Source organism: Thalassospira sp., assembly GCF_030690045.1.
Taxonomy (GTDB): domain Bacteria; phylum Pseudomonadota; class Alphaproteobacteria; order Rhodospirillales; family Thalassospiraceae; genus Thalassospira.
Genome location: NZ_JAUYHK010000011.1, coordinates 640,635 through 658,336 on the forward strand (window position 1 = coordinate 640,635; position 17,702 = coordinate 658,336).

Sequence of the window (17,702 nt, forward strand, 5' to 3'; positions counted from 1 at the left end):
GCATCATTTGATGCGGCGCGGCAACCAGTCGGTGGTGGCGACCGGCTTGCCCTTGTGGGATCGCATGACCCGGGGGCGGACAATCTCGCCCGCCTCGGCCGTGGTCGCATTTTTCTTCACGGCGGCATAGAATTTCACCATGCTGGCATAGGAAATCACCGTGCCGGGGGCGGCCTTGAAGGCTTCCTGATAGGGTTGATGATTGCGCACGGACTGGCTGAGATGGTCCACTGAATGATGGCCAAACTGGCTCCAGATGCTGGCGATGAAATGCACGGTTTTTTCATCGATTGCCCTTAACCGCACATCCGGGCGGCTTTCTTCCATCACCGCATAGACATTGGGTTCCATCGGCCCGGCTTCTTCGGCCACGAACACAGCGGGCATCAACATCCGGCCATGATAGGTCGCCCCATGATAGGCCTGCGCCAGATACAAAAGACGGTGCAGCTTTTGCGGTTGCAAATATTCGTTATCGTTCAGGGCAAGGTCAATCAGCCGGAATGCGGCATCAAACACTGAATATAGAACCGGCTTTTGTTTCATTCCTGCCCTGTCTGGCTTTGGCGACTGCGCATATATCAACAGCCCATCCATGATAGACATCCGCGAGGCAGGCAACAAGATATCAGATTTGAAAATCCAGACTTTGACCGCGCACCATCATCCCCTGGGTCACAGCATTGATCAGGGCATAAAAGGAGGATCCACTCATCGGTGCGTTTAAATCACGCGGGATACTGGCATCCAGAAAATTGGCAAAATCCTTGCCGGGAATCGTCATGCCGTCACCGGTGCTGGCCGACATACGGCGCAGACCGGAACGACCACGATCAGGCGACGAATCCTGCCCGCCCTTGTTCTGGCGGGCACCGCGTTCTTCCTCGTCCCCGACATAGGCATTAAAGACAATACCGTCCGTATCGGGATCATGACCGAAATACGGGCCGGAGGCCTCGATTTCGGTATCGCGGTTAACCGTTGAAATCCCGCGCGCACCAGCCGCCATCAACCGGGCGGTCTGCCCGGTATAGCCGACATTTTGCTGGTTCAGAACGGGGGCAAGCATTTAAATCACCTTACTGCCACAAGTACAGGTATCTTCAACCATGGATTATACCATGCTTTGTGGCAGAAACAGGACAAAAATATTACGGAACCGTTCCGGATTTATTCGCCGTCGAAATCCACCAGATGAAAAACCGGAACCCCGCGTTCCAGAATGCGTTTCCGGCCCCCAAGATCGGGCAAATCAATGATAAAGGCGCATCCGGCAACATCCCCACCGGCCTTTTGCACCAGATCAATCGCCGCAAGGGCGGTGCCGCCGGTCGCGATCAGGTCATCCATCACCAAAACCCGCTGTCCCGGTATGATGGCGTCGCGGTGCATTTCAATAATGTCGGAACCATATTCCAGATCATATTCGATTTCGATGGTTTCGGCGGGCAATTTTCCGCGTTTGCGGATCGGCACAAATCCAACGCCCAGCGCCATCGCCACCGCCGGACCGATAATAAAGCCGCGTGCCTCAATCCCGGCAATCACATCAATCTTTTGATCCTGAAATTCGCCTGCCATGGCGTCAATCACTTCGCGCAGCCCGTCGGCATCGCCAAACAGGGTGGTGATATCGCGAAACATGATGCCCTTTTTCGGATAATCCGGGATGGTGCGAATCAGCGATTTAATCGACATTGTTTGGCCTCCGGCCACCAGAAACGGGGAATTGCCCAAAAATAAAACCGCCATCTTTAACACCGGATGGCGGTTAAAAATCAAGCGTTCTGGTGCGCAATGCAAGACCGATTGTGCAAAGGCCGATGATCAGGCCACAGCATCCCAGACCATTTTGCGCCCGCCGACAATCGTGGTGTTGCGGGCGGATGATTGTTGTTCATTGGCCGCAACGACAAAATCATTGGCCAGTTTTTTGCTGATTTCGGCACGACTGCCGCGCGACATGCCGGTTCCGGCGGCCTGTCGGTTGCCCCAGACGGCGCGATACAGCCGGTAATCATGATCATTGATCTGACCAAATACTTTTTCGACTTCCATCAAGGTCTGGACATAACTTTTGTTCATGTCACCCATCCTGCTTTTGGTTGCCTGCACCGGCTGGAAACACCACCCGGCATCAACAGCCGGTTTTTCCAGCCTGTCGATGGCAGCGATATAAGCCTGTCAAAGGTGCCAGACAACGTCAAGACGGTGACATCATCGGGAAGTTTTTGTGACGGCCTGCCCCAATTGGCAGATTGTCTTTGAAATCAGGGCCATACCCCCGCAAAAATCAGTGTGTTGTACCGGAACCGGCATCACCCGCCGTTTGTTCCGCCATTTTCCGGTTCAGGGCATCGGCATATTCGCCGTAAATCCGGCCTTCCAGCGACAATTCCAGAAACCGGATATAATCATCCCGGTCGCTGATTTTGGCGCGGGCCACGGCGATCACATCAAAGGGGGTTGCCGCATCCAGATCATATTTGCGGATCAGTTCAATCATTTCGGCGGTAACCTGATCCAGTTTCTTTTGTGCATCCGAAAATGAAATATCCATCGCAAAATCCTGTCTGTTGGGGCTTGATATCCACTGGCGTTATGCATGTTGCCGAACCAGAAAACAAGCCACCGCCCTTGCAATCCCGGTCATTCTTTGCCACTGTCCCCCGATAAAATAGAAACAAGACCAATTGTCCCGTCTTTAAAATAATCCCGGTCACTGTGGCTGGTTTCCAACCCGGACCGAAAAAATATGAGCCTGCTGTTTAAAGAACTGGATTATCGCGAAACGCCGATGGGTGTTTTAAGTCTGCGGCGCAGGCGCGAATTGTCGCTTGATATTGATGTTTATGAAATCAAGCTTGACGATGAATATTTGATGTCGAGCCTGTTTACATTTGCCGAAATTGAACTGACACGACTGGGACTGGCGGCGCTGTCATCCGACACATTGTCATCCCCGGGCCTTGACGTGGTGGTTGGCGGGCTTGGTCTGGGTTATACCGCGCAAACCGTGCTGGAAAATCCCGATGTTGCGTCCTTGCTGGTGATTGACAATCTGCCCGAGGTCATTGAATGGCATCAAAACGGCCTGTTGCCACTGGGTGAAGGTCTGACATCGGATGCGCGGTGCAGCTTGCAACAGGGTGATTTTTTCGCCCGCGCCCTTGCCCCGACCCAAGGCATGAATCCGGATCATCCGGGCCGCAAACATCATGCGATTTTGCTGGATGTCGATCATTCACCCACCAATGTCCTGCATCCGACCCATGCCGCCTTTTACAGCCGCGACGGACTTGAAAAACTGGCAGGACACTTGTTACCGGGGGGTGTTTTTGCCTTGTGGTCCAATGATTTGCCCGATCCCGTGTTTCAAAAGACGCTTGATGCTGTCTTTGCCACGTCCGAGGCGCATATCGTGCGGTTTTCCCATCCGGTTCTGGACCGCGAAGACACCAATACCGTCTATGTCGCCCGCCTGAAGGATCAGGGGTGAGCCTTCCTGACATCTGCCCGGTATGCCTGTCATCACAGATCCGGCCGTTTATGCAGATCGAAGATCAGGATTACTGGCGCTGCATCCCGTGCGAGGCGACGTTTCTGGATCCGTCGTGCTGGCTGTCACAAAGGGATGAACGGGCGCAATATGGCCTGCATGAAAACGGGAACGGTGATGCCGGTTACCGGGGTTTTCTGTCAAAACTGGCCATACCCTTGCTAAAACGCCTGCCTGCCGGTCAAAAGGGGCTTGATTATGGTTGTGGTCCCGGCCCGGTTCTTGCCGATATCCTGCGCAAGGCAGGCCATGATATGATCCATTACGACCCTTGCTTTTTTGCTCATCCCCCGCCCTTTGATCAGACATTTGATTTTATCACCTGCACCGAAGTTGCCGAACATTTTCACCGGCCTGCTGTTGAATTTGACAGGCTGGATCAGATGTTGCGACCGGGCGGCATTCTGGCGGTCATGACCTGTTTTCAAAATGACGATGCCCGTTTTGCCAACTGGCATTACCGCCGCGATCCCACCCATGTTGTCTTTTACCGCAGCACAACTTTTGATCATCTTGCCCGCATCCGCGGCTGGATTTGCGATTTCCCGGCGCGCAATATCGTCCTGATGACAAAAAAGCGGAATTGATCGCCGTTTTCATTTAGAAAATTTCTCATTCGCGCTTGCACTTGAGGCAAATCAAGGACCCCCCCTTCAAAACCGGAGATGGTAGCCCCACGGGGCAGAACGGAAACAGGCACTTCATTGCCCGTGCCTTTCCGCATTCATTTCTTGGATTGAGGGTAGATAATGGCGATCATATCAAGCTGGAAAAATATGGGGATCAGGAAACGGTTTATGCTGGCATCCGCCATTGGCGTGACGCTGGTTATTCTGGTTGCACTGACCATGATGGCGGTCACCGAAAAACACGCCATGGATTCCAAGCTTCATCAGCTCAGCGAAAATGAACTGACCTCGCTGCATGCCCTGATCGTCAATGTCATGGCCGCCCGCCCCGATGACGGGGACGATATCGGCATTCGCGTTTTTAACGACTGGTTCAACAGCCGCAATCAGGATTACCCCGGTGAACTCTGGTCCGTCTGGGGGCCAACCACACTGGCCTATATGAAAGAAGACGGCAGCAAGGAATTGAAACTGCCCCGCGACGCAATTGATCAGGAAGCCATCGACAGCAAGGAAATGGTCGGGCGCTATACCGATCAGGGCACTTATCGCCTGTCGATGCCGATTGTCCTTGGCGTCACCAAAGGCGCCGATCTGGAGGTCTGCCATTCCTGTCACGGTGCGATGGAAGCACAGGATGGCGACGTGATTGCTGTTTTGTCCTCCAGCCTGTCGGTTGCCCCGGAAGAAGCCAAAACCAACAAGTTATTATTTGGCATCATCATGGGCGGTGTTGTCATTGCCATTCTGACCGTTCTGGGCATTCGTGCCCTGCTGTCGCAGATTGTCGTCAATCCCCTGTCGGATTTGCGCAATGTGATGAATGTCCTGGCCGATGGCCGCACCGACATGACAATCAAGGGTACGGAACGCACCGATGAAATCGGCCATATGGCCCGGTCGGTCGAGATTTTCAAAACCAATGCAATAGCCAAACAGCGTATGGAAGAAGAACAACAGATTGCCGTGCAGCAACGCGAAACCCGCATGAAAAAACTTGAAACCCTGATTGCCGGTTTTGAAAGCGTGATTGCCGGGATTGTCGCCGCCGTTTCCACATCGGCAGACAATATGCAAAACACGGCCCGTCATCTGGTTGGTGCGGCTGATCAGGCCAGCAAAAATGCCACTACAGTTGCCGCCGCCTCCGAAGAAGCCACGGTCAATGTCAGAACGGTGGCAGAGGCCGCCGAACATCTGTCGCAATCGATTGAACAAATCGGTGAAAAAGCCCGGCAATCGACCGAAATCACCGCCGAAGCATCGCGCGAAGCCGATGTTTCCAGCCACACGGTCGAAGGCCTGTCCGAAGCCGCTGCCAAAATTGGCGAGATTGTCAGCCTGATCAACGATATTGCCGGGCAAACCAATCTTTTGGCGCTGAATGCGACCATCGAGGCCGCCCGTGCGGGCGAAGCCGGCAAGGGATTTGCCGTGGTCGCCGCCGAGGTCAAAAACCTTGCCAATCAGACCGCCCGTGCGACCGAGGATATTTCAGAGCAGATTGCCGCCATTCAGGCCGAAACCGGCAAAACCGTGCAATCGATCAGCGATATTTCCAATGTCATCACCCGCATCACCGACATCACCAATACGATTTCCGATGCGGTGGGCGAACAGGCCGAGGCGACAAGCGAAATCGCCCGCAATGTCGAACAGGCCGCCATCGGCACCCAGGAAGTCAGCAGCAATATCGAACGGGTCAACCACACCGTTGGCGAAACCGACAAATCGGCCCATTCCGTGTTGAAAGTGGCCGAAGAACTGGGGCAACTTTCAGCCAGTTTGCGCCACGAGGTCGATCAGTTCCTGAGCGGCATTCGCAGCGCCTGATCCTGCCCCTTTTCCGTCTGTTACAATGCAGGCCCGCTTTTGATGGCGGGCCTGTTTCTTTTATGCGATTTCCGCAACAAAGCTATTTACTTAACAATGACAACAAGCGAGGTTATCTTTGGAATGGCTTGAAACGGGGCGGATACCGCGTTTTGGCTTGCTTGGGGACACTAACGGGCGTGCAGGCGCTTGGGGAATATAAAAAGCAATGTCGTTTACGACGATCTTGGGGATTGTGTTCGGTCTGGGGCTGTTTATCGGCTCCATTTTTATCTCGACCGACAATTATTGGGTATTTTTAAGTCTTTCCAGCGCATTAATGGTGCTTGGCGGGACTTTTGCGGCCACTTTCATTGCCTATGAAACCCGGTATGTGTGGCTGGCAATCAAACTGATTTTCAAGATTTTTCGCGCCCCGCGCATGGCCCGCGGCCAGTTGACCGGCGAAGTCGGGCGCGTGGTCAAATGGGGTTATTTGCTGCAAAAAAAGGGCATCAATGCCCTTGAGCAGGAAGCCAGCCGGGTCGGCAAGGAAGAACCGTTTCTGGGCTGGGCGATGGAAATTGTCATTACCGGCTATAACGGTGATGAAACGGCTGAAATGCTGCACAACGCCATTGAAAACGCCTTTAGCCGCAATCTGGTGCCGGTGGATATCCTCAAAAGCATGGCGGGCGCGGCCCCGGCTTTTGGCATGGTCGGGACACTGGTCGGTCTGGTGATCATGCTGGATAAAATGGCCGATGATCCGACGCAGTTGGGCGCCGGGTTGGCGATTGCGCTGATCACGACATTATATGGCATTGTCGCCGCACGGTTCTTTTTCATGCCTGCGGCCAGCAAAATCCAGCAACGCGAAGAAATCATGCGGTTTCGAAATTATCTGATTGCCGAAGGCCTGATCATGCTGGCAGACCGCAAAGGCCCGCGCGCCATTCAGGACCGGATGAATTCCTTCCTTGACCCGGCAATTCATTTTAACATCGACAAATCGGCCAAGTAAGACAGGCAGAAAGCACACCGTTCATGGCACGCAGGAAACCCTTAACCCGACGCAAAAACGAGGAAGTCAACGAAGACTGGCTGGCAACCTATGCCGATGCCATTACCTTGCTGATGGCGTTTTTTGTGTTGCTGGTCAGTTTTTCCAAAATCGAAATTCCGCTGTTTGAAAAGGTTCAGGCCGGTATTGCCGATCAGATCGGCAAACGCGATGTGGTGCGCCCGACCCAGGTTCTGGAAACCGATCTTCAGGATGTCGTGTTCAATCTGCAAATGGACAGCGAGGTCAGCATTTCGACCGATGACGAAGGCATCCTGATCGAACTGGCAGACGGGGCATTTTTTCATCCCGGTTCGGCCAATCTGACCAATGACGGGGTGTTGTTCCTCAAGGATGTCGGTGATCTTCTGAAAGAACCGCGTTATCTGGGTTTTCAGATCGAAGTGATGGGCCACACCGATGACAGCCCGATCAACACCCCGCGTTTCCCGTCCAACTGGGAACTGGCCGCCGGGCGGGCGATTGCCGTGGTGCGGTTTTTCGGGGCGGTTGGCGTTGATCCGAACCAGAAACGCATGCGCGCCATTTCCTATGGCGACACACAACCCAAATTGCCCAACCTCAATGACGACGGCGATCCGATCCCGGAAAACCGGGCGGAAAACCGACGCATCGAAATCCGCGTTTTCCCACAATATTCAAGGGTGTTTTAGAGGCCCTGCTCCTAACCGATTTTCAGCACCATTTCATCGCGGGCCGCAAAGGCACCGGGCCAGACGGAGTGCGCCTGTCGTTCGATGTCGGCCATCACTGCATCATCATGGTCCGGGTCATGATGAAACAACGCCATCTGACGCACGCCTGCCGACTGACACAAACGAATGCCTTCCTGCCATGTTGAATGGCCCCAGCCGACCTTGGCGGGGAATTCCGCATCGGTATAGGCGCAATCATAAATCACCAGATCAGCCCCGGCGATCAAATCAAGGATCGCCTGATCGGGGGTACCGGGTACATGTTCGGTATCGGTGACATAACAGGCCGATTTCCCGCCATACTCAACACGGTATGCCGTTGCCCCGTTCGGATGGTTCAGGGGGGCGGTCCGCACGACAATGCCATCACCCAGATCGTCAATCACCTGCCCGGCGGTAAAATCCTCGAACGACAATTTTGATTGCATCGCCGATAACGGGACAGGAAAGGTCGGATTGGCCATCTGGGAGGAAAAAACCCGTTCGACCCCGCCCAGTTCCGTCAGATGTCCGGCCAGAATACGAAACCGATTGGCCGGGTTATAGGCCGGAACAAAAAACGGAAAACCGTTGATATGGTCCCAATGGGTGTGGGTCAGGAAAATCGTCGCCGCAGAAACATTCCGGCGGATCAAATCCCGGCCCAGATTGCGAATGCCGGTTCCGGCATCAAAAATCAGGACATGCCCACCCACCCGCATTTCGACACAGGCGGTATTGCCGCCATAGACAACATGGTCGGGCGATGGACAGGCGATGCTGCCACGGACCCCCCAGAATTTGACCTCAATCGCCATCTATGCCGTTTCCCGTCTCTGTTTTGTTATTGTGTCACATTATAGGATATAACCAGCCCCAGCTGTGTCGGACGTCACGTTTGCACGTTTTTCGGCGCGATATGAACCGGGCTTCCGATACTCAGACCAAACATCCTGTCGGCCCGGTCGCCATTGACCGCAATTTCCAGCAAACCAAATGAATTTTGATACACAAGTCCCTGCCCCAGCGCGACATCGCCAAAGGTCCTGACATGTGGCAAAGCCCGCCCGCCTGCCGTCACCGCCCCATCATGGGTTGCGGCGCGCAGGCCGGTCATCGCATTGCCATAGGCATCGATGTAAATGATTTCGGTCAGATCGTCGGGCCAGCCTTGCGGCCCGGCATCCCGGCCTGACAGTGCCATTTCGTGCCGTCCGACATCCAGACCGTCATGAAGCATGGCGGCCACCGGCCCGAAAATGTCGCGCCCGTGAAAACTGGGCGATACTGTATCGGGCAGCCAGTCAATCTGCCAGATTTTCGCCCGTTGCGCCCGGCGGATCAGAATTTCAAACAGGCCATTATCCGGCCCGACAAACCATACATCATCACAGCGCACCATCAGCCCCTTGCGCGTCCCGCCAACACCCGGATCGACAACGCACAGGCCGATATCGCCCGGTCTGAATTCCCCACGCAAGGCCGCCAGCAAAAACGCCGCCGCACGCGGGTTGCGGTCCGGTGCATCCACCATCAGGTCAATCACTGGCGCATGCGGTGCCTGCCGCAAGATTGCGGCCTTCATCGCCCCGCCATAGGGGCCGGTGGTGCCAAAATCGCTGTAAATCAGGATCATCTGCGCGGTTCCCCGCCCCGGCCCGGCTGCCATCGCAGGGCCGTTATTGCCATTCCTTTGACGGGCCTAGCCCTTGACATCGCAATACTGGCCGCTGCGTTTCAACGACGCACAGACCGACCGGGCGTTTTCACCGCTCATACCCGTCGCCAGCAGGCGGTAATAGGTGCCCTTGCCCGGAATATCGGCGCGTTGCACATCATGGGACAACCCGCCCAGATCATTGCCATACCGCCCGGTCAGCACCCGCCAGCCGCGCTCGGCCTCGGCGGCACTGCGATAGGATGCCAGATGGATGCTTGCCCCGCCGCTGCTTGCCGGTGCGGCCTGCACAGTCCCTCCTTCGGTCCCGCCAACCACACGGCGCGGCACAGCCCCGTTTTCGGTTGCCACCGGTCGCACCGGGCGCACGGCATCGGTCGATGACGGCACCATGGTCGCCCGTGCGGGTTCGACAATCGCGGCTTCGACGGCACTGCGTTCTTTCTGGAATTCATCCGAGGTAATCAGTTTCATCTGGGCCAGATCTTCCAGCCGGGAAATCTGGCGCGCCGCATCCATCAGGCCCTGCGGTGCCGGGGGTGGGCTAGCGCGTTCACGCGGTTGGGCCGGCAACAGGGCATTCAGAATCCCGGTGCGTTCATTGACATGTTCCTGAACCGTAATCGCGCCCAATTGCAGGGACCGGTTCAATTGTTCAAGGCGTTGCTGAAGCTGGGTGGCATCGGGCGGCGGTGCATCGAGAAAAGCCGCCGGTGCGGGTTGGCTCATTGGCAACAGCGCCCCCAGATTGGCGCTGCGGCGTACTGAATATTCTTCGGGTGTTACCAGTCCTGTCGCCTGCAAGTCGCGCAAGGTTGAAAACCGTTTCGCAATCGCCTCGTCACCCGATGTCATCGATGATCCGACCGGGGATGTTGCGGTGCGCGTCGCTGGGCGGCTGGTTGTCGCGGCGTCAAAACCGCCGGTCGTGGTCCCCGGATTTGTGCCGTTCAGGCTAAGCGTGCCCGGCAGGCCGCGCTGCAAGCGGGCCAGATTAAACTGGGCGGCATCGCGCAACGGCCTTGGTTCGGTGCTGGTGGCGGAACTCATCAGGACGGTGCCGGGCGGATTCAGCGATACAACCGCCTCGTAACCGGCCTGTGCGCGATCCGGGCGATTGGTATTCTGATAGACCACAGACCGCCATAACAGGGCATGACCGTCTTGCGGATTTTTACGCAGTGCCTCGTCGAAATGTTGTTCGGCATTCAGGTAATTACCCGATGCAAGCTGTTCGAGGCCCAGTGCCGTATGGTTGGCATCGGCAAAGGAGGTTGCCTGATCCCAGAAATCCTGATCAAGCAATGGCGCACAGGCCGAAACCAGTGTGGCAATGCCCAGAACGGCGAGTCCTCTGGCCCCCTTTTGCCATAAGGCCCCGGTTTCCTTACGGGCTGCGATCATTGTGCCAATCCCCTATAACATCATGAAAATGAAGGAAGCATGTGCATCTTCACCTGTCAAGACAGCCCGTCCAGGGCCGAAAATGTCCAAGATCACAGTTTGCCGTGCAGGCAACCAATAATTCGTTAAAAGGCCTTTGTTATCTTCGTGCAGTTGGTTTATCCATCAGAACAATAACAATTATACAAAGCTCGAAATCTGATCCCTCGGGATGTTAATCTGTCTTTGACGCGCCATATGTTGATATAAAGCCGGTAAGTGTAAAAAATGTTACGTAGCAGCAGCACACGCTCAGGGGATGTTCTTGTGATCGAACCCAGACAATATGGACAGCAGGCGTTGCAGGAATATCTGCTGCTGGATTATGTCCAGCGTCTGGAAACGCGCAAATTCGGGCATCGTGCCGTGCATATCCATTTGTCGCGGTTAAAACCCTTTCACCGGCGCGATTACCATATCCGGGTGGCGACCAACACCTTTGAAAGCTATGTCAAACTTTATGTCGGGCGCATTTTTGTCCTGACCAACAATGATTTGCTGTTCATCTGGAAAGACAAATCGATTGCCGATGTTGAACCGGCGGTCGATACCCTGCGGTATCTGTTCCGCGATGATCCATTGGCCCAGGATCAAAGCGAGGAAACCGGTTTTTGCACCTGGTACAATCTGAATACCGAATTTCAGGAATTCCTGCTGCTGTGCCAGCACATGAATGAACGGGCGCGCAAGATTCAACAATCGGCAATGGCGCAAGACAGCAGCGATCTTTTGCAGCCGATCAATGCCGATAACCTTGCGCAACTTGAAGACACCATTCATTCCGCCGACCTGTCCGAACATATCCGCCAACAGCCGGTTTGCGTGTTTGGCAAGGGCGAAGGCCGGGAACTGCACCCGGTTTTTGATGAATTTTTTGTCTCGATTGCCGATCTGCGCAATGCCATCATGCCCAGCATCGATCTGGCGTCCAATCGCTGGCTGTTTCAGCATATGACCGAGGTTCTGGACAAACGGATGCTGAATTATCTGTGCAAACGGACATTCCGCACCCATGCCTCGTCCTTCTCGCTCAACCTCAATCTTGCCACCCTGACCAGCAAGGATTTTGAACGGTTTGACGAAATTGTCCGCCAGAAATGGCCGGGCAATGTGATTATCGAACTGAACCAGGTCGATCTGTTTTCAAATCTTGAGACCTATCTGAATGTCCGGGATGATTTTCAGGCACGCGGTTATCGCATCCTGATTGACAATCTGACGGTCGAGGCCCTGTCCTTTGTCGATCGCAAAAGCCTCAAGGCGGATTTTATCAAGGTCGCCTGGAGCCAGGAAATGACCGACAATGTCATCCGCAAGAAATACAAGGAACTCGATACGCTGGTGCAAAGTTCTGGCCGGGAACGGGTGATCCTGTGCCGCTGCGACAGTGCAACGGCCATCAAATTTGGCCAGTCGCTGGGCATTACCCTGTTTCAGGGCCGCTATATCGACAATATGATCGCCCGCCAACGCGCCGCCAAACGGGCGGCCAAGCGCCCCGTCTGAGCCACCGGCAAGGCCCCTGCCCGTATTTGTCAGCAGACAGGGCAAGACCGATGCAAAATGCTGGCAAGACCAGAACAAACAGGGTACAAAAGGGTATGTTATATGCCCTGTGCCCGACATGTCATCATAAATGGCGCGCCCCGCCCGGCAAGGATGCGGCGGCAAAATTCCCTGCCTGCCCGCATTGCGGGGCGACGGATGTGCTTGCCCATGCCGAATTACCCGATCTGACCATCGGGCATCTTGATTGTGATGCGTTTTATGCGTCGATTGAAAAACGCGACCGCCCCGAACTGGCCGATATGCCGGTGATTATAGGTGGCGGCCATCGCGGGGTGGTATCGACCTGTTGTTATGTGGCACGCAAATATGGCGTGCGGTCTGCCATGCCCGCCTTCAAGGCCCGTGCCTTGTGCCCCGATGGTGTTTTTCTGCCGCCCGACATGGCAAAATATCAACGCGAAGGTTTGAAAATTCGCGATATGATGCGCGCCCTGACCCCGATTATCGAACCGTTATCGATTGACGAAGCCTTTCTGGATTTGACCGATTGCAGCGAACGGTTGGGCCAAAGCCCGGCGGAATGCCTTGCCACCCTGCAAGCCCGCATCCGGGCCGAAATCGGCATTACGGTGTCGATTGGTCTGTCCTATAACAAATTTCTCGCCAAGATCGCCTCGGACCTCAACAAACCCTTTGGGTTTTCAATGATTGGCCGTGCCGAAGCACCGGGTTTCCTGGCGCCAAAGCCGGTGCGGATGATGTGGGGCGTGGGGGCGGCAATGGAACGCAAACTGCATCAGGATGCCATCACCACCATCGGCCAGTTGCAGGAAATGGACATCCATACCCTTCAGGGCCGCTATGGCACCATCGGCAAACGGTTTTATTATTTTTCGCGCGGCGAGGATAACCGGCGGGTGGAACCCCATTCCGAACGCAAAAGCCTGTCGGCGGAAACAACATTCGACACCGATGTCGCCACCCTGCCCGAACTTGCCGCCATTCTGACCAACATGGCGGCCCGCGTTGCCCGCGATCTGGCGCGGAAAAACATCGCCGGGCATACGGTTGTTCTGAAACTGAAAACCGCCGATTTCAAAACCCGCACCCGCAATATGCGGCTGACTTACCCGTCATTGCGGCAGGATGTGATTACCGAAAGTGCGATGACGCTTTTGAAAAAGGAAATTGACGGTACGAAATACCGGTTGTTGGGTGTCGGGGTTTCGGAATTATCAACGGCCGATGAAGCCGATCCGCATGATTTGTTTGCAGCGGACGAAGACATACAGGGCGAGATTTCAGCGGCGGAAATTTCCCATTCCTCGCCAGTCAAACTGCCACGACCAACGATGGAACAATTACGCGAAAGCCTGACACGACCCTATCGTCTGCGCCTGCGCCAGCCCCGGCAACATCACTTTGAATTTTGATGCAGCAAACAAAAAAATACCCGCAAATCAAAAATTTGGCGGGATTTCGTAATGTGGTACTTTAAAAAAATGGCGTCCCCTAGGGGATTCGAACCCCTGTTGCCGCCGTGAAAGGGCAGTGTCCTAGGCCTCTAGACGAAGGGGACGCAAATCGCGATGCGATCTTATATGGGCTGCGGTTCTGGTGGCGTCCCCTAGGGGATTCGAACCCCTGTTGCCGCCGTGAAAGGGCAGTGTCCTAGGCCTCTAGACGAAGGGGACACAGCGCACCAAAATGCAGTCCGGTTAACGGTGGCGTCCCCTAGGGGATTCGAACCCCTGTTGCCGCCGTGAAAGGGCAGTGTCCTAGGCCTCTAGACGAAGGGGACGCAATCCGTTAACGAGGCCGGGTTTTACCGAGTGGACAGGGCAAGGTCAAGCGGGTTTTTCCCTCTGGCCCTGTTTTTTTTGAAGTCTTGGCGGTTTTGCGGCAAACGCCCTGATTTTGGGGGGAATTTCAGGTGTTATTTCGCCCGCCTGCGCCCACCAAGGAAAAACGCCACCCCGGCCAGACCCAGCCCGATCCCCAAAAACCCGAACATCACCTGATACCCGGTCACCGCCCCGGCCGGATAATATCCAATGATCACCCCGGCAAGCCCCTGCAAGACAAACAGCCCGCCGAATGTCGCCAGATTAACCGTGGTTAAGGCCCGCCCGACCAGATGTTCGGGCACCGCCGACCGGGTTGCCGCATAATTCAGCGTCGCACAGCTTCCCAGAAGCCCTTGCGCAATCATCAGCCCGGCAGCAACACCCACCGCCGTTACCCCCCATACCGCCTGTAGCAACAGCAAACAGGCCGCCGTGAACACGGAAAACAGGATCAGGGGCCGCGCCCGCCCGCCAAGGGCACGGGACGCCATACCATAGGCCGGTGGACCGATGATCATGCCAATCGTCATGCCCAGCAAGATATTGCCCGCCCCGATGGATGACAGCCCAAACGCATCCTGCAAATAGGGCCCGCCCCAAAGACCGCGCACCGTCAAAATGGTGGGATAGGAGAAAAATGCCACCGCGACCAGCAACCAGACCTGTCGGTTTTTCCAGACCGAGACCATGCCCTGCAACGCCTCGATCACGGTTTCGCCGCGCCGCTGGTTATAGGCATGGCCAACCGGCGCATCGCGCACCATGACAAGGCTGAGCACCGCGCCCACAAGGCTTAGCCCCGCCAGCCAGAAATACACCCCGCGCCAGCCCTGCAATTCGATCAGGGCGGCCAACGGCGTTGCCGACGCCAGCACGCCCAGCAAACTGCACGCCACAATAATCCCCGAGGTCGCGGCGAATTTTTCCGGTGCCACCCAGCGCGAGGCCACCACCAATGTCGCCATAAACGCCGCCGAACAGCCAACGCCAATGATCCCCTGCCCGATCATCAGGCCGGTCACACTATGCGCGCTGGCAAAAATCACCACGCCAATCACCGTGATCATCATCATCACGCCATTGGTCTTGCGTGCGCCATAACGGTCCAGCATCACCCCGACCGGAATTTGCATCAGGGCAAAGGCAAAATGGAAACTGCCCGATATCAGGCCAAGCTGTTCGGGCGTTGCACCCAGTTCAAGCCGCAGCGGTTCGGCCAGTATCGCCTGAGCGGATCGATAAAACTGGCTGAGCGAAAAAGACAACAAAAGCGGGACCAGTACCAAAAGAAAGGTGCCGATCTTTTTGTGTCCGGATGAGGATAGCGGGTTGTTATTCATGCCTTATGGCATATGACGATCTGCGCATGGCGGCAAGTCTTCCGGTGATGCAAAAGGGCATACCACCCTTGCCGGTTTTGCCTTTGTCCCACAATAACGGGAATTTCAGTCGGTTATTTCCAGATGCGACATAACCGGCGTCAGGCCATAGCGCCGTTGAATGGCGCCAAACATGCCACTGGCATGCAATTGTTCAAGAGCATGTTGCCACGGCAGGATAGCTTCATCCGGGGTTTGGGGAGAAAAGGCCAGATAAAGCTCGTATTTGCCAAGATTGACCGTGGGCCGGACCTGCTTTGCATCCACGCCCAGTTCATCAAGCTGATATTTGAAAACGGCATCGGCGGCTTCCCACGCATCAATACGCCCGGCCAGCAGCAAACGCAGGGCATTGTCCGGATTATGCAAGGCCGATAGATTGTCAAATCCCATCTGTGTCAGGGATCGTTCCGCCGCCCCGCCAGCCTGTACGCCAAGGGCATTGACCTTGCGGGCATCTTCAATGGTCACAAGATGAAACGGGCTGTCATAGGACTGATAAAGCCAAGTCTGAACCGTGGCAATCGGCCCGACCCACTTAAATTCTTCCTCGCGTTCCGGAATCCGTACCGTTGAAAAGGCCGCAGTATATGGGTTTTCCCGGACCGCCATCATCACCCGCTTCCACGGCAGGATTTCAACGGCACCATCATGGTCCAGCAGCCGGGCCATTTCATGAATAATGTCGGCCCCGACCCCTTTTAACCGTTCCCCCGCCCAGAAATTAAAGGGCGGGAAATCTTCGGTATACAGCCGGACAGTCCGTGCCCCGGCAAGATCGCCGACACCATCATCGCTGGCGGCCTGCACCATGTCGGCCTCACAGATCAACAGGCCCATGGCCGTCAAAAGGCAGACAACAATCCGGTGCATTCCCTGCCTTGATATCTGTATGCCCGCCATCCTCAATCCTACCCGCCATGCTTTCGGAAATAGGCCTTGCAAAAACCGTTCTTTTTCAACGTATACAATATTCGATATCGTATTTCGGCAAATGATCCCCATATCCAGACACAGGGATCAAACCGGTTGTCGTAAAAGCACTTGAAAAATAATATGTTATGCGGGGGGTGAACTGTTTTGCAGCATCACAGCAGCGCGATGCAACTGCTGATATGTTCATTGCCAGCAAGGCTCAACGCAATTAGACTCACGAAACATATTTTCGTGATCCGGGCGAAAGTCACTGACAAAGAACTTTATGTTGCGTCAGACATTTCTGACGCACAATAGTTTTTCTAGCGTGCGTAGAAGCACGGATGGGAGGCCACGGCAAACATCCGAACCGTAACCCTGCCTGTCTGATCGCAGGCATTCCGTCAACTCCACACAATCCCCGACCAGTTACCCCAAGTGCTTACAAGTCATATTATATTTTTCAGGCAACGCCGGTTCGCCCGGCTTACATCAACAAAAAGAACCATTAACGGTTGCGCATGAATAACAGTTACATCGAAAAAATTCGGCATTCAACTATAAATTTTCGGTATTCGCACCTTTCGCCGTATGAGTGCGTCACTGCTGTTTTGACATTACACTGCTGCCCGGCGCATGACCGCACATAACAAAACAGCAAAAAGCGCAGAAAACCTGCCTGTTCTGGATCACGAGATGGGGAATCGCATCCGCCATGTCGTTGATCTTTTTGCACGAAAAAAAGATGCCGCCCAAACCGCAGGCGTGATTCCGGAACAGCTCAATCGCTGGTGTCAGGCCCAGTCAGAACCACGATTTGTCGGAATCTCGCGCATGGCGGTACAGCATGATGTCCGGCTTGACTGGATCGCAACCGGTGATGGTCCGATCCATACCACCGATTCTGCACTTTATGCCCCCCATACCGGCGGGCAACCCGCCGCCCATATGGAACGCGATGTCCTGATGGCGATCATCAGTGGCTTTTTGGCGGCCGAAGGCATCCAAAATGCCCCGGCGGTGGTATCGGATATTGTCGCCGCCCATGATGAAATTCTCAGCACCTTGCCAGACCGACAACCCACAGGCGATTATGGTACGCTGATTTCCCATCTGATTGTTGCAATCATCGACCGGTATCGCGCCCGGACAGGGATCTGAAACCAATCGGGG

At 55.1% G+C, this 17,702-nt stretch carries 18 protein-coding genes and 3 tRNA genes; 8 read left to right on the top strand and 13 right to left on the bottom strand.

The features are described from left to right. Window positions 1-3: 3 nt before the first annotated feature. The 5 genes from Q8O73_RS08940 to Q8O73_RS08960 form a co-directional block, all read right to left on the bottom strand. Window positions 4-546 carry a Panacea domain-containing protein gene (locus Q8O73_RS08940; protein WP_305557696.1) on the bottom strand — a complete coding sequence of 181 codons (543 nt, stop codon included), beginning with the start codon at window positions 544-546 and terminating at the stop codon, window positions 4-6. Window positions 547-628: 82 nt separating this feature from the next. Further along, entirely contained in the window at window positions 629-1,069 is a 441-nt protein-coding gene (locus Q8O73_RS08945) for a hypothetical protein (RefSeq protein ID WP_305557698.1), read from the bottom strand. Window positions 1,070-1,170: 101 nt separating this feature from the next. Continuing rightward, the gene (locus Q8O73_RS08950) at window positions 1,171-1,698 is read right to left on the bottom strand and encodes an adenine phosphoribosyltransferase (protein WP_305557700.1); all 528 of its coding nucleotides are present in this window, start codon (window positions 1,696-1,698) and stop codon (window positions 1,171-1,173) included. 129 nt (window positions 1,699-1,827) lie between these two features. Then, on the bottom strand, window positions 1,828-2,085 hold the full coding sequence (locus tag Q8O73_RS08955) for a hypothetical protein (protein WP_305557702.1): 258 nt from the start codon (window positions 2,083-2,085) through the stop codon (window positions 1,828-1,830). 208 nt (window positions 2,086-2,293) lie between these two features. Next, a complete protein-coding gene (locus Q8O73_RS08960; RefSeq protein WP_305557703.1) occupies window positions 2,294-2,560 on the bottom strand; it encodes a hypothetical protein in 267 nt (88 codons plus the stop codon). Between the two features lie 195 nt (window positions 2,561-2,755). Here Q8O73_RS08960 and Q8O73_RS08965 point away from each other — a divergent pair, with 195 nt between their 5' ends. From Q8O73_RS08965 to Q8O73_RS08985, 5 genes are all read left to right on the top strand, one after another. Beyond that, the gene (locus Q8O73_RS08965) at window positions 2,756-3,499 is read left to right on the top strand and encodes a spermidine synthase (RefSeq protein ID WP_305557705.1); all 744 of its coding nucleotides are present in this window, start codon (window positions 2,756-2,758) and stop codon (window positions 3,497-3,499) included. Further along, a complete protein-coding gene (locus tag Q8O73_RS08970) occupies window positions 3,496-4,146 on the top strand; it encodes a class I SAM-dependent methyltransferase (protein WP_305557707.1) in 651 nt (216 codons plus the stop codon). The genes Q8O73_RS08965 and Q8O73_RS08970 overlap by 4 nt, the downstream gene beginning before the upstream one ends. Before the next feature lie 162 nt (window positions 4,147-4,308). Beyond that, window positions 4,309-6,021 (top strand): methyl-accepting chemotaxis protein, encoded by a 1,713-nt coding sequence (locus tag Q8O73_RS08975; protein WP_305557709.1) that lies wholly within the window; start codon window positions 4,309-4,311, stop codon window positions 6,019-6,021. A 208-nt stretch (window positions 6,022-6,229) separates the two neighbouring features. Then, window positions 6,230-7,024: a motility protein A gene (locus Q8O73_RS08980; protein WP_305557711.1), complete on the top strand. Its 795-nt coding sequence runs from the start codon at window positions 6,230-6,232 to the stop codon at window positions 7,022-7,024. A gap of 23 nt (window positions 7,025-7,047) precedes the next feature. Beyond that, complete coding sequence (locus tag Q8O73_RS08985) at window positions 7,048-7,737, top strand: flagellar motor protein MotB (protein WP_305557713.1); 690 nt, start codon at window positions 7,048-7,050, stop codon at window positions 7,735-7,737. 11 nt (window positions 7,738-7,748) lie between these two features. Here the strand turns inward: Q8O73_RS08985 and Q8O73_RS08990 are convergent, their stop codons facing one another. The 3 genes from Q8O73_RS08990 to Q8O73_RS09000 all read right to left on the bottom strand — a co-directional run bounded on the left by Q8O73_RS08990 (window position 7,749) and on the right by Q8O73_RS09000 (window position 10,840). Beyond that, complete coding sequence (locus tag Q8O73_RS08990) at window positions 7,749-8,576, bottom strand: MBL fold metallo-hydrolase (protein WP_305557715.1); 828 nt, start codon at window positions 8,574-8,576, stop codon at window positions 7,749-7,751. A gap of 74 nt (window positions 8,577-8,650) precedes the next feature. Then, on the bottom strand, window positions 8,651-9,394 hold the full coding sequence (locus Q8O73_RS08995) for an S-adenosyl-l-methionine hydroxide adenosyltransferase family protein (RefSeq protein WP_305557716.1): 744 nt from the start codon (window positions 9,392-9,394) through the stop codon (window positions 8,651-8,653). Window positions 9,395-9,460: 66 nt separating this feature from the next. Then, window positions 9,461-10,840, bottom strand: coding sequence for an SPOR domain-containing protein (locus tag Q8O73_RS09000; RefSeq protein ID WP_305557718.1), 1,380 nt, complete (start codon window positions 10,838-10,840; stop codon window positions 9,461-9,463). A 306-nt stretch (window positions 10,841-11,146) separates the two neighbouring features. Here Q8O73_RS09000 and Q8O73_RS09005 point away from each other — a divergent pair, with 306 nt between their 5' ends. Both Q8O73_RS09005 and Q8O73_RS09010 read left to right on the top strand, forming a co-directional pair. Next, a complete protein-coding gene (locus Q8O73_RS09005) occupies window positions 11,147-12,385 on the top strand; it encodes an EAL domain-containing protein (RefSeq protein WP_305557720.1) in 1,239 nt (412 codons plus the stop codon). Between the two features lie 95 nt (window positions 12,386-12,480). Next, entirely contained in the window at window positions 12,481-13,821 is a 1,341-nt protein-coding gene (locus tag Q8O73_RS09010) for a DNA polymerase IV (RefSeq protein WP_305557722.1), read from the top strand. A 70-nt stretch (window positions 13,822-13,891) separates the two neighbouring features. On the opposite strand, the gene Q8O73_RS09015 is transcribed toward Q8O73_RS09010, so the two are convergent. The 5 genes from Q8O73_RS09015 to Q8O73_RS09035 form a co-directional block, all read right to left on the bottom strand. Then, window positions 13,892-13,967: transfer RNA gene (locus tag Q8O73_RS09015), tRNA-Glu, on the bottom strand. A 39-nt stretch (window positions 13,968-14,006) separates the two neighbouring features. Further along, window positions 14,007-14,082 (bottom strand) — tRNA-Glu (locus Q8O73_RS09020). A gap of 31 nt (window positions 14,083-14,113) precedes the next feature. Then, a tRNA-Glu gene (locus tag Q8O73_RS09025) sits at window positions 14,114-14,189 on the bottom strand. A gap of 135 nt (window positions 14,190-14,324) precedes the next feature. Beyond that, window positions 14,325-15,575: an MFS transporter gene (locus Q8O73_RS09030; protein ID WP_305557724.1), complete on the bottom strand. Its 1,251-nt coding sequence runs from the start codon at window positions 15,573-15,575 to the stop codon at window positions 14,325-14,327. 105 nt (window positions 15,576-15,680) lie between these two features. After that, window positions 15,681-16,517, bottom strand: coding sequence for an ABC transporter substrate-binding protein (locus Q8O73_RS09035; RefSeq protein WP_305557726.1), 837 nt, complete (start codon window positions 16,515-16,517; stop codon window positions 15,681-15,683). A 708-nt stretch (window positions 16,518-17,225) separates the two neighbouring features. On the opposite strand from Q8O73_RS09035, the gene Q8O73_RS09040 reads away from it, so the two are divergent. After that, entirely contained in the window at window positions 17,226-17,690 is a 465-nt protein-coding gene (locus tag Q8O73_RS09040; RefSeq protein WP_305557728.1) for a hypothetical protein, read from the top strand. The last annotated feature ends 12 nt before the right edge of the window (window positions 17,691-17,702 follow it).